Source organism: Erythrobacter sp. JB1-7, assembly GCF_057365015.1.
On sequence record NZ_CP200291.1, the window covers coordinates 2,560,022 to 2,571,866 of the forward strand.

Below are 11,845 nucleotides of genomic sequence, written 5' to 3' on the forward strand. Positions count from 1 at the left end.
CGCTTGCCTGACCGCGCCTGTGCTGCAAGGCTGCAGACATGACACCGGCAATCTTCGGATGTTCCGGCCTGACTTTAACGGCTGATGAGCGTGATTTCTTCCGCGATGCTGATCCGGCAGGCTACATCCTGTTTGGGCGCAATTGCGACAATCGCGAACAATTGCGCGCGCTCACCGATGAATTGCGCAGCCTGCATGGGCGCGACCGTCTGCTTGTATCCATCGATCAAGAAGGGGGACGCGTGGCACGATTGCGTCCGCCGCACTGGTCGCCTTATCCTTCGGGTGAGGCGTTTGCGGACCTTTACCAAATCGCACCAGCCAGCGCGATCGAAGCGGCGCGGCTGAATGCGCGCGCGATGGGGCTCGAATTGTCGGCCATGGGCATTACGGTCGATTATCACCCACCGCTCGATCTGCGCCAGGCAGGCGCGCATGATGTTATCGGGGACCGTGCGCTCGGCTCTGACCCTATGCAAATTGCTGCAATCGGGCGCGCAATCCTCGAAGGGCTGTCCGAAGGCGGTGTGACCGGTTGCATCAAACACATGCCAGGCCATGGGCGCAGCAGCGTCGATACGCACAAGGAAATGCCGACGGTCAATGAAAGCGCAAAGGAGCTCGCGTCAGACCTCGCGCCGTTTCGGTCGCTTAACACCGCTTTGATCGGGATGACGGGACATTTGCTGTTCCCGGTATGGGATGCGCAAAATCCTGCCACTTTGTCTGAGACAGTCATCCGCGATATTATTCGCGGTGAAATCGGCTTTGATGGTCTGCTGCTGACCGACGATATTGATATGGAGGCTCTTACTGGCACCATCCCCGAACGATCCGCCCGCGCACATCAGGCTGGCTGCGACATTATCCTCAACTGCTGGGCCAAAATGGAGGATATGAAAGGGATTTGCGACGTCTTGCCTGCTATGACTGAGGTAACCGCGAACCGGCTTGATCGTGCGTTGGAGAACACCGCTGTCGCTGACAAAATGCCGGATGACCAAGCTGAATTGCTGGCTAAATGCGATGCTCTGCTGGCTCTGACGGTCGAGCAGGCATGAGCAATCAAGAAGATATTGAAGGCCCTATGCAGGCCCTCAATTCAGGGCCTGCGGAGGCTAAAGATGTCGCGGCACCAGTGATGCCTTGGCCAGATGGAGACCGCGATGATGCGGGCGAAAATCTGATCGTTCACGGGGTGCATGAAGACAACACCACCTCGGGCGACAAACTTTATCTCGATCTGGAAGGATGGGAAGGGCCGCTTGACCTGCTGCTTGATCTGGCGCGCCGTCAAAAGGTTGATCTGCGGCAGATATCTATCCTTGCGCTGGTTGATCAATATCTTGGATATATCGAGCGTGCGGAAAGCCTGCGGTTAGAACTTGCCGCCGATTATCTCGTGATGGCGGCGTGGCTGGCTTATCTCAAATCTGCACTGCTTTTGCCCAAGGACGAGCAGGAAGACCCAAGCCCAGAGGAACTCGCGCTGCGTTTGCAACTGCGCCTTCAAAGGCTGGGAGCCATGCGCGAAGCTGCAGCGCGCTTGATGGGGCGTGACAGGATCGGGCGGGACATATTCTTGCGCGGTGCACCCGAAGGGCTGCGCACCGACCGCAAAACGGTTTGGACCAGCAATGTCTATGCGATCATCCAGGCCTATGGCCAGGTAAAGGCCCGCACGGCGCCGCGAATATACCATGTGGCTGATCGCCCGGTGATGACGCTCGACAGCGCGCTTGATCGGGTTTCCTCGATGCTGGGCGTAACGCTGGAATGGATGGATATTCGCGACTTTCTCCCCCGCATGCGGAACCAGAACTGCGCAAATCCGCGCTTGCTTCCAGTTTTGTCGCAGCGCTGGAATTAGCGCGATTGGGCCTGGCAGAGATTGATCAGGACGAGGCGTTTGCGCCGATGCGGATCAGGCGGATGAAACAGGGCGCAGCGCAATGAGCGGGGAGACGGTCCACGAGTGCGAAGGCGCAAGTGAAGCGGCCGCTTCCGCCCCCACCAACGCTCAAAGCACGTCATCTGATGATATTGAGCGGGCGATTGAGGCCACATTGTTTGCGGCCGAAGAACCCTTGAGCGTCGAAAATTTGTCGGCGCATTTGGGCGGCCTTGAACATGCCAAGATTCGCAGCGGTCTTCATGCGCTTGCTCAGCATTACGAGAAGCGCGGGGTTCATCTGGTTGAACGCGGCAAACGGTGGCACTTTGAAACCGCACCTGATCTTGCGCATTTGCTTCGGCGCGAGCGTGAGCAGGTCCGCCGGTTAAGCAGGGCTGCCACCGAAGTGCTTGCGATCATTGCCTATCATGAGCCTGTTAGCCGGGCCGAAATCGAATCCATTCGCGGCGTTCAAACGGCCAAGGGAACGCTGGATGTGTTGCTGGAAGCGGGTTGGATCAAACCAGCAGGCCGGCGCGAAGTGCCGGGCCGGCCTGTGATCTATGCGACAACGCCGGGCTTCCTTGATCATTTCGGCCTGGCATCGCGGCGCGATTTGCCCGGAATGGATGAATTGCGCGCTGCGGGCCTTCTCGATCCTGTCGATGAGGCAGTGGAAGAGGCTTTGGGCGATGTCTCAGCAAACGCAGAAAGTGGGCCAAACGATGACGACGGCAGCGATGCGGGCGATGCTGTGCCCGATGGCACAGTTGACGCTGTAACGGATAATGAACGCTGATTGTGTAACTCGGGTGGCATAGCGGGGCGTTTGTCCCTATATCGAATGTGTTCTGTGCAATAAGAGAGAAACCCCATGGGTCTTAGTGTTTGGCAAATCGCAATCATTGCCGTGGTCATTCTTGTCCTGTTCGGCCGTGGCCGCATTTCAGAAATGATGGGTGATTTTGGCAAAGGTATTTCCAGCTTCAAAAAGGGTATGAACGAAGAAGTGGACGACACGCCTGCGTCCAGTGCCCAAATCGAAGCGCCGCCAGCCGATCCTTCGACTGCTTCGTCGAAAAGCACGAAAACGGGCGAGAACACGCCATCGTCGTAATTTGTGTCGCAGGCCTGCGCCGCGCCCAAATCGTGTAATTTTCAGGAGAGGCAGGGCCTTTAACCCGTCATGTTCGATCTCGGCGCCGCTGAATTGCTTGTCATTGTAATCGTCGCCGTCATCGTGATCGGCCCAAAAGACATGCCGCTTGCCATGCGTACGGTTGGTCGATGGATTGGCCAGGTGCGCAAGGTCTCAGCTCATTTTCGCACCGGCATTGATGCCATGGTCCGCGAAGCTGAATTGGAAGACATGGAGAAAAAGTGGAAAGCGCAGAATGAGGAAATCATGAAGCGCACCGCTGTTTCGGCTGAAAACAAAGCTGGTGAACCTGTAATGACAGGCCCGCCTCCGATTGAGGCTCCAAAGAGCCCTCCAACCGGTAATGGCGATGAACCCGCCAATAGAAGTAACGCGGACCCGGCGTCTGTTGCAGCGGCGCCCCCCAAATCTGATTCCAATCCCAAACCACAGCCTGACACTGAGGGATAAGAGGGCGCGATGGTTCTCAAGATTGAAGATATCGATGAAAGCCGTGCGCCGCTGCTTGATCACCTGATTGAGCTGCGCGGCAGAGTTGGTCCGCTGTGTGCTTGCATTGCTGGTGTGTTTCAGCGTCTGCCTGGTCTTTGCCGATCCGATCCTGGCATTTCTGGTCAAGCCGCTCATCAGCGCATTTCCCGACGGCGAAGGCCAGTTAATCTTCACGAAACTGCCTGAATTGTTCTTCGTCGATCTCAAAGTCGCCTTGTTCGCGGGCTTTATGCTGAGCTTCCCAATTATCGCCAATCAGCTTTGGGCGTTTGTCGCGCCGGGGCTTTATGCAAAAGAGAAGCGTGCATTTTTGCCATTTCTTATTGCCACGCCTGTGCTGTTCCTTGGCGGAGCTGCGCTTGCTTACTTCGTGGTTATGCCCACCGCTTTTGCGTTCTTCCTTGGCTATGGAGGAGATGCGGGCGGAATTGATATTGAGGCGCTTCCGTCGGCTGGTGAATATCTCAACCTTGTGATGCAGTTCATTCTGGCCTTTGGTGTCACGTTCCTTTTGCCCGTTCTATTGATGCTTCTGCACAAAGCAGGAATTGTTACGCGCGAACAATTGGTTGCTGCCCGTCGATATGTAATCGTTGGTGTGGTCGCTTTGGCAGCGATTGTAACGCCGCCTGATCCGGGCAGTCAGGTCATCTTGGCAGTGCCGCTATTGCTTTTGTTTGAAGGGTCGCTGTTCCTCATGCGTTTTCAGGAAGCAGGCCGGCCTGACGCTGAGAACGAAGAAGACGAGGGCTTGATCGACGAGGGAGAAGATACGGGCGAGCCGTCTCTTTGAGAAAGGTCTGTAGACGCAGGCCGTTGGATACTCTTCGACCCTCACCTCATCCTTTGCGCGCCGCGCCAATAGCTTAGCGCGCGGATTTTGGACAAAAAAAGAGGCTCCAAAAAGGAGCCTCTTTCAATTGATTCGTCAAAACCCTCAGGGGCTTGTCGGCTCGTCGTCACCATCGTCAGCAACGATGATGATACCGGCAATAACAGCAGCAGCCGCCAAAACAGCGATGATGATGCCAGAGCCGCCTTCGAGACCGCTTTCACCTTCGACCGGTGCGGTCGAACGCTCAAACGCGGCTTCTGCGATAGCCGGCGTAGCAGCAAGCGAAATAGCTGCTGTCGCCAGAGCGAGATTGCGGATCTTCATTTAGTGGTCTCCTATTGAGATCGTTCTTGTGTTGCCAGGTTTCAATTAGACTTGCCCGACGATTGTGACAACCCTCTTTTTGTGATGCACCATATTGAGGGCTGTCAAAAATATGGTGCAATTCTAAAACCTTAAACGAGTTCAGGCAGTTTCGGACCAATTCCATGCTAAATCGGAGCAAGTTTTTTTGTGCAGTTGCACAATTGCATCAATCGCATCAGTCAGACAAAAGAAACCATGATTTGCTTAAGTTCGCGCAACGCACTTGCACGCCAAGTATGACGAAAAGGTGAACGTGCCGACCCAAAACTGTTCAAACCGTGTTATTAAGAAGACCAGCTGAATTGTTGAACGAGCGCAAGCCCCGCTTAACGGCTGTTAATCGCCCTCGCAAAGCTCGCTCTATTGCTGAAGAACCCGGACGCCGCCCACCCAGACCTCGCTGATTTGAGTTGCTCTGATATCGCGCGGTGTGGAAAGCATTGGATCGCGATCAACGAGCAGAAAATCGGCCCGTTCTCCGATGACAAGCCTGCCAAATCGACCCTCGGCAAAACCTGCAAATGCCGCATCAGCGGTGAAAGCGCGCAAGGCGTCTTCGCGGCTCACAGCTTCTTCTGCGCGCCAGCCGCCGAAAGGTTCACCGTTTTCATCGGTCCGGCTGATCGCAACAGCAATGCCCGCAAATGGGTCAGCCAATTCCACTGGAGCGTCTGACCCGAAAGCCAGCCGCCCGCCTTTGGCAAGAACGCTGCGCCACGCATAGGCGCCGCCCAAGCGATTAGGCCCAAGGCGCGCTTCTGCCATTTCGCGGTCCGATGTCTGATGCAATGGCTGCATTGACGCGATGATCCCATGCTTGCCAAACGCTGCAAGATCGGCGGGATCAACAATTTGGGCATGCTCAATGCGCCAACGCCGGTCGCCTTTATAGGTGTCTGCCAATTCCTCGATCGCCAGCAGCACATCGGCATTTGCCGCATCGCCAATCGCGTGAACTGCCGTTTGAAAATTATCGAGCGCAGCGCGGCTCATCCGGTTGCGCAATTGCGCTGGAGTTAGCAGCGGCAGGCCCCGCGTGCCGGGTTGGTCTTCGTATGGTTCCTTTAAGACAGCCCCGCGTGATCCCAGCGCGCCATCCAAGTATAGCTTCACGCCCAAAAGCCGCAATTTGTCGCGATATAGCCAGGGAGTAGGGCCTGGCCCGCCGATCAATTCCATCGCCTCAATGCTGTCTGCATAGGCCATTATCCGGATTTTCAAAGAGCCTAGATCGCCCGCACGCCGAAACGTCTGCCAATCGACCACCGGCGTACCCATGTCAGCGACCGCGGTCACACCTCTGGCGAGCAACACTTCCTGCGCTTTGGCGAAGGCGGCATCACGGTCCTGAGGGCGAGGCGTGGGGACGCTTTCTCCGACAAGCTTAATCGCATTGTCGATAAATACCCCGGTGGGATTGCCCCCAGCATCGCGCACGATCCGGCCGCCTTCGACGTCTTTACTGGCCGCCGTGACCCCGGCGCGTTGCATGGCGAGGCTGTTGGCCCAATTGGCGTGATTGTCGGCGCGTTCCAGCCAGACGGGGCGATCTGCAACAACCGCATCAAGTTCTGCGGCGGAAGGGAAACGGCCCAGCCCCCATTTTTCCTGATTCCAGCCGCGACCCAAAATCCAGGGGCGCCCCGGATTGTCCTCGGCAAATTGCTTAATTTTGGCCAGTGCATCTTCGAGGCTGGCCGTGTCAGACAAATCGAGTGTGAGTGCGGCAAAGCCGATATCCATCACATGCACATGCGCATCGATCATGCCCGGCAGCATCACCTGGCCTTTTCCATCGACCGCGAAATCGGTGCTGGGCCGCTCATCAGCGCGCTCCAGAACCTGAGTGATGCGCCCGTCATCATCAAATACAAGGCCTGTGAACCGCTTGACTTTGCCGTCCTCAGCGATGGTGATCCCGTCAACATTATCGACCAAAGTGTCAGCGTTGGCAGTGGAGGAGACACCGAATAGAAGTGCCGCCGCCAATGATGCCACCGCGCGAGAAAACATTTGCATTGTCAATCAATCCTGTATCGTCGATTTGGCCAGCCGTGTGATGAGCGCACTGGTGTCATGTCTGTTGCCGCCCTGCGCCTGAACATCAGCATAAAACTGATCGACCAAAGCGGTAATAGGGGAAGACAGGCCCAGCCGGTTTGCCTCATCAAGGGCATAGCCCAGATCCTTGCGCATCCAGTCTATTGCAAAGCCAAAATCAAATGTGCCGGCTGTCATCGTGGCCCAGCGATTGTCCATCTGCCAGCTTTGCGCGGCACCACCTGAAATGGCATCATAGGTCTTCTCAAGATCGAGCCCTGCGCCCTGCGCCAATCGCACAGCCTCAGACAAGCCGCCCAGGATCCCCGCGATGCACATTTGGTTGGCCATTTTGGCGGTTTGGCCAGAACCCGCCGGACCCACATGCGTGATAGCCTTGGCATAGCTTTCCATTACGGGACGCGCGCGCTCCATAGCTTTATCAGTACCGCCGCACATGATTGCGAGCTGCCCGCTTTCAGCGCCAGCCTGCCCCCGCTCACCGGCGCATCGAGCCATTCGATAGAGCGTTTTTCGCATTCTTCTGCGAGGCTGCGGGCGAGCGCTGCCGACGTCGTGGTGTGGTCGACCAGCATGGCGCCTTTGCCGATCCCTTCGAATATCCCTGCTGGGCCCCGAGTGATTTCATCGACATCCTCGTCTTTACCAACGCAGGTAAAGACTATGTCGGCGCCCGCTGCCGCCTCAGCCGGTGTTGCAGGCATCGCGATTGCAAGGCCTTCATCCTGCCAAGTTTTTTGCCAACCAGAAGAGCGTTTCGCCGACCTGTTAAAAGCGCGCACGTAATGTCCCGCTCGTGCGAGATGCCCGGCCATCGGACCGCCCATGACTCCAAGGCCGATGAAGGCGACTGTTTTCAATCTGCTCATAGGGTTGGTGCCTAGAGTCTTATCCAAAGCTTGCCAACCGATAGGGTTTGCTCTGGCGCGTTTGAGCGCGTAACCGGGCGGCGACATGACTGCACAAGAAGCTTCCCTATCCGGCCTGCGCGAAAGCGCTGCGATCCCTTCAGACCTTACGATAAATGACGTGCGCGCTGCGGCCGAACGGATCGAAGGTGCGGTTGTCAAAACGCCGATGATGCACTCGATAACCTTGTCCGAAATAACCGGCGCAGAGGTTTGGTTAAAGTTTGAAAACCTGCAATTCACCGCAGCTTATAAAGAACGCGGGGCGCTCAATGCCTTGCTGCACCTCACCGAGGAGCAAAAGCAGCGCGGTGTGATTGCGGCATCAGCTGGCAATCACAGCCAAGGGCTTTCTTACCACGGCACTCGGCTGGGGGTTCCCGTCACCATCGTGATGCCGCGCACCACGCCAACCGTTAAAGTGATGCAGACAGAAAGCGTCGGCGGCAATGTCGTTTTGGAAGGCGAGACCTTTGACGATGCGCACGCTTATGCGCGCCAATTGGAAGGGGAGCGGGGACTTACATTCATCCATCCCTTTGATGATCCGCTGATTGCTGCAGGGCAGGGAACGGTGGCCCTTGAGATGCTGGACGTAAAACCGGATTTGGATTGTCTTGTCACCCCTATCGGCGGAGGCGGATTGATCTCTGGCATGGCAACTGTGGCACGCTCGACCAATCCCGATATTGAGGTTGTTGGCGTACAGGCTGGGCTGTTCCCCAGCATGTATTCGCGCATCAAGGGTGAGGACCGTGATTGCGGCGGCGACACGCTGGCCGAAGGTATTGCGGTTAAACGTCCCGGCGCTTTCACAGCCAAAGTGATTGAAGAACGCGTCGATGACATTTTGCTGGTGGGTGAGCCAGCCTTGGAAAAGGCAGTTTCTCTTCTGCTCCAGATTGAGAAAACCGTCGTCGAAGGCGCAGGGGCTGCGGGTCTTGCTGCGGTCCTTTCAAACCCTGAACGGTTCAAGGGCAAAACAATCGGTCTCGTTTTGTGTGGGGGCAATATCGATACGCGTTTGCTCGCCAATGTGCTGCTGCGCGATCTGGCCCGGCAAGGGAGGCTCGCGCGTTTGCGCGTGACATTGCAGGATCGGCCCGGCGCGTTATTCAAGGTCATGCGGTTGTTCGATGATCACAATGTCAACATCATCGAGATTTATCATCAGCGTATTTTCACCACGCTCCCTGCCAAAGGCCTTATCACTGATATCGAGTGCGAGGCGCGTGATGCCAGCCAGGTGGAACAATTGGTCAGCGCTTTGCGCGCCAAAAATTACGCGGTTGAATTGGTGGAGCTGAATTGATCTTCGGCTGAAAGCATAGGGCTGAGATAGGGGTTTTTACCTGTCTGTGTTTCACAAATGCGGCGGTCACCGTCCCAGATTGCTCCGCTTTGGCCCTTGCGGCCCTCGGCATTGTGCAAAGTAAGACAATATTCACCCTGTTTCATGGTTAAGGGTCTTTTACCGCGAGGGTGGAGCAGGCATAACCTGATCTTAACGATTTCCCCCGCGATTCTCTCGCAAGATAGGACCGACTTTTACCCGTGACGGCCCCGATCCGCTTTCCCCGCTTCTTTGTTACGAGCCCTGCGCCGTGCCCCTATCTGCCGGGCAAACAGGAACGCAAGGTCTTCACCGAGCTGAAAGGCGCGCATGCCGATCAGCTGAACGAAGCGCTTGGCCGGATCGGATTTCGCCGCAGTCAAACCGTTGCTTACCGTCCCAGCTGCCTTGATTGTCAGGCTTGTATTTCGGTCCGTGTTGTTGCCAGCGAGTTCAAACCATCCAGCACGCAGAAACGCGACATCAAACGCAATTCCGATCTTGTTGTGACCGAATGCCGCCCTTGGGCAACCGATGAACAGTTTGAGCTTTTGTCCAAATACCTCGCTGTCCGCCACCCGGATGGCGGCATGTCTGCCATGGACGAGCTCGACTATGCCGATATGGTCGAACACACTCCTGTTACCAGCACTCTGGTTGAATACCGCGAACCGGGCGTTGGCGGGGAGCAGGGCAAACTGATCGGCGCATGTCTGACGGATCGTCAGGGCGATGGGCTTTCGATGATCTACTCGTTCTACGACCCTTCTCACGAAGGGCGCGCGGGATTGGGCAATTACATCATCCTGGACCACATCCGCCGCGCTGCGATGGACCGGTTGCCGTTTGTCTACCTTGGCTATTGGGTCGATGGGTCACCGCGGATGCAGTACAAGGTCCGTTATCGCCCGCTCGAAACGCTCACCCGCGATGGGTGGAAACGGATGGATGCGAAAGAGCAATCTCGCCTGATCGCAGAGGCCACCGCACCGCGCAAAGCTGCTGTGGATGACCTTGCCAAGGGCCTCAGCAAAGACGGGCAGAGCGCCCCGTTCAAACCCAGCAAAACGATCTAGGTTTGGCCCTGCACGGCCCGATTGGCGCCGCAGGCGAGCTCAACGTTCATACAGCTTCCGTTCTGCCGCACGCCGACTGACCAGACCGTTCATCACGCGGCCTCCTGCCTTGTTCCAGCGCGGGAACTCGCGCGCCGCGCCTGCGTAATCGCGGGCGATGTGCTTTTTGGTTAGAGTCGCGCGGGCAATCGCGCCAGTGTTGTAGTGAAAGCTGACCATTGCATCGAACTGGCTCTGCGTCGTCGGCGTCTTGCCAATCGCGCGCGCGACGTCATCGGCATAGCGGACCAGATCGCGTTCCAACCGCGCATCGCATTCAGCCTTGGACCACACAGTGCCGGGCCCGATCCGTTTGCCATCCAGTCCCATACCGGTTGCGCCCCAGCCAATCGTCCACGGTTCCCCGCCCGTTCCGGGATCAGGATAGGCCTCAACCCGGCCATCTGGGCGTTTGCGTTCGCAGCCCTCAAATGCTTTGATAAGCGCAATTCCGTCTGGTCCGATTGCGAGACATGGACCGCATGTTACACGGTCCTGAGACAATAAATCTGCGGCCTTATCGCCCGCACAATCCATGGCGTTATCCAGCGCATCATCCAGCGCATTCACTTCATCGCGGCGAAATCCGCGGCCCAGCAATTTGCGGACAGCGTCGAATACAGGGGCTCGGGTGTTCATTGGGGGTCTCCCGTTTGCGGGTGATAACAGATTTGAAAGAGGCGGCCTCGGTCAGGATCGCGCCCAATTCCAGCGCAGCGTCGCGAGTCATCGGCTGCACCAGCGTGTTTTGCTCAATCGGTGTGCGGATACTGACAGCCAGCAATCCAATCGGCCGCCCGTCCAGCGTTCTTAAGGGACACGCAACCGATGCTTTCAGATTGCCAGCGAGCATAAAGGCCTGAAGCTCACCATCTTCATAGTCCTCAACATTGCGGGCAATGCAGCGCGGAACGTCGCTCGCCAGCATATAATTCAATGTGCGCCGGATCGCGGTGAGAGGAAGGGGGCGATTGCGAAGGCCCGTTTCCTCAGTGCGGATGTCCATGCTTTCAAACACATCGACAATGCCCACAACCTGTTCAGACTGGTCTACATCAAACACCAACGCCCGAATAACTGCACGGCTTGACGAGGAGCGAAGGCGTAGATCGAGCAATCGCTGACGCACCAATTCATCGACTTTTATGGCGTGCACTTCGGCGCGCCGTTCGCGTTCTTCGCGCAGGATTTCCATCCGGTAAGTGTGATCGCTGCGCGCTTCGTAGAGGCCAATCAGCGATGGTGCCTGCCAGAAAGCAAGCGCCACAATCGCCGCGCACATCACAACGGGAACAGCAATGACAGCGCGGCGCGGATGTTTGTCGATCAGCGCAATAAAGCGCTCTGCAAATCCCAGATAAGGGGCAATGCTAGCCATGCTTACTCCCTCGCTTTAGCGGCAAGAGAGAGGATTTGAGCTGTTTTCAGCGCAAGGGAACGGCGTTTCATTAGACTGCCTCATGAGGTCAGGCTTTGTGGTGCCGTTTGGATTAAGCCGGGTTCATAGGGCCTGTCACAGACACAACAAAGCAGGTGAGGCCGACCTATTAGGCAGATTCTTGCAGTGTAGGAAAATGGTTTCACTTGTTGCAGCGAAGACACAGGCAAATTGCGTGTCAATTGCGCAACAAAAAGGCCGCCCGGATTATACCGAACGGCCTGTTTGTGTCTCAGTTTGGGAA

The 11,845-nt window shown here is 56.7% G+C and carries 12 protein-coding genes and 3 pseudogenes; 8 read left to right on the forward strand and 7 right to left on the reverse strand.

The genetic code is table 11. The features are described from left to right. Positions 1-38 precede the first annotated feature (38 nt). From nagZ to tatC, 6 genes and pseudogenes are all read left to right on the forward strand, one after another. Positions 39-1,061 (forward strand): beta-N-acetylhexosaminidase, encoded by a 1,023-nt coding sequence (nagZ, locus tag AC0V6W_RS12395; protein WP_486150416.1) that lies wholly within the window; start codon positions 39-41, stop codon positions 1,059-1,061. Positions 1,062-1,141: 80 nt separating this feature from the next. Then, positions 1,142-1,956: pseudogene (locus AC0V6W_RS12400) on the forward strand (segregation and condensation protein A). Next, positions 1,953-2,693 carry an SMC-Scp complex subunit ScpB gene (gene scpB / locus AC0V6W_RS12405; protein ID WP_486150418.1) on the forward strand — a complete coding sequence of 247 codons (741 nt, stop codon included), beginning with the start codon at positions 1,953-1,955 and terminating at the stop codon, positions 2,691-2,693. Before AC0V6W_RS12400 ends, scpB begins: the two are co-directional and overlap by 4 nt. Before the next feature lie 75 nt (positions 2,694-2,768). Further along, a complete protein-coding gene (gene tatA / locus AC0V6W_RS12410; protein ID WP_486150420.1) occupies positions 2,769-3,011 on the forward strand; it encodes a twin-arginine translocase TatA/TatE family subunit in 243 nt (80 codons plus the stop codon). Between the two features lie 69 nt (positions 3,012-3,080). Beyond that, complete coding sequence (gene tatB, locus AC0V6W_RS12415) at positions 3,081-3,503, forward strand: Sec-independent protein translocase protein TatB (protein WP_486150422.1); 423 nt, start codon at positions 3,081-3,083, stop codon at positions 3,501-3,503. Between the two features lie 9 nt (positions 3,504-3,512). After that, positions 3,513-4,338: pseudogene (gene tatC, locus AC0V6W_RS12420) on the forward strand (twin-arginine translocase subunit TatC). Between the two features lie 144 nt (positions 4,339-4,482). Here the strand turns inward: tatC and AC0V6W_RS12425 are convergent. The 4 genes and pseudogenes from AC0V6W_RS12425 to AC0V6W_RS12440 all read right to left on the reverse strand — a co-directional run. Then, positions 4,483-4,704: a hypothetical protein gene (locus AC0V6W_RS12425; RefSeq protein WP_486150424.1), complete on the reverse strand. Its 222-nt coding sequence runs from the start codon at positions 4,702-4,704 to the stop codon at positions 4,483-4,485. Positions 4,705-5,106: 402 nt separating this feature from the next. Further along, entirely contained in the window at positions 5,107-6,759 is a 1,653-nt protein-coding gene (locus AC0V6W_RS12430) for an amidohydrolase (protein ID WP_486151619.1), read from the reverse strand. A 12-nt stretch (positions 6,760-6,771) separates the two neighbouring features. Next, complete coding sequence (locus AC0V6W_RS12435) at positions 6,772-7,200, reverse strand: NAD(P)-dependent oxidoreductase (protein ID WP_486151621.1); 429 nt, start codon at positions 7,198-7,200, stop codon at positions 6,772-6,774. A gap of 24 nt (positions 7,201-7,224) precedes the next feature. Continuing rightward, positions 7,225-7,763: pseudogene (locus tag AC0V6W_RS12440) on the reverse strand (NAD(P)-dependent oxidoreductase); the annotation flags it as partial. On the opposite strand from AC0V6W_RS12440, the gene AC0V6W_RS12445 reads away from it, so the two are divergent. Continuing rightward, on the forward strand, positions 7,762-9,027 hold the full coding sequence (locus AC0V6W_RS12445) for a threonine ammonia-lyase (RefSeq protein WP_486150426.1): 1,266 nt from the start codon (positions 7,762-7,764) through the stop codon (positions 9,025-9,027). The pseudogene AC0V6W_RS12440 and the gene AC0V6W_RS12445 sit on opposite strands and share 2 nt — an antisense overlap. On the opposite strand, the gene AC0V6W_RS12450 is transcribed toward AC0V6W_RS12445, so the two are convergent. Beyond that, positions 8,997-9,173, reverse strand: a complete 177-nt coding sequence (locus tag AC0V6W_RS12450; RefSeq protein WP_486150428.1) for a hypothetical protein — start codon at positions 9,171-9,173, stop codon at positions 8,997-8,999. The genes AC0V6W_RS12445 and AC0V6W_RS12450 overlap by 31 nt on opposite strands. A gap of 96 nt (positions 9,174-9,269) precedes the next feature. Here AC0V6W_RS12450 and AC0V6W_RS12455 point away from each other — a divergent pair, with 96 nt between their 5' ends. Further along, complete coding sequence (locus AC0V6W_RS12455) at positions 9,270-10,124, forward strand: arginyltransferase (RefSeq protein ID WP_486150430.1); 855 nt, start codon at positions 9,270-9,272, stop codon at positions 10,122-10,124. A gap of 39 nt (positions 10,125-10,163) precedes the next feature. Here the strand turns inward: AC0V6W_RS12455 and AC0V6W_RS12460 are convergent, their stop codons facing one another. Together AC0V6W_RS12460 and AC0V6W_RS12465 are read right to left on the reverse strand one after the other, a co-directional pair. Further along, entirely contained in the window at positions 10,164-10,802 is a 639-nt protein-coding gene (locus AC0V6W_RS12460) for a lysozyme (protein WP_486150432.1), read from the reverse strand. Continuing rightward, positions 10,735-11,541, reverse strand: a complete 807-nt coding sequence (locus tag AC0V6W_RS12465; RefSeq protein WP_486150434.1) for a hypothetical protein — start codon at positions 11,539-11,541, stop codon at positions 10,735-10,737. Before AC0V6W_RS12465 ends, AC0V6W_RS12460 begins: the two co-directional genes overlap by 68 nt. Between the last annotated feature and the right edge of the window lie 304 nt (positions 11,542-11,845).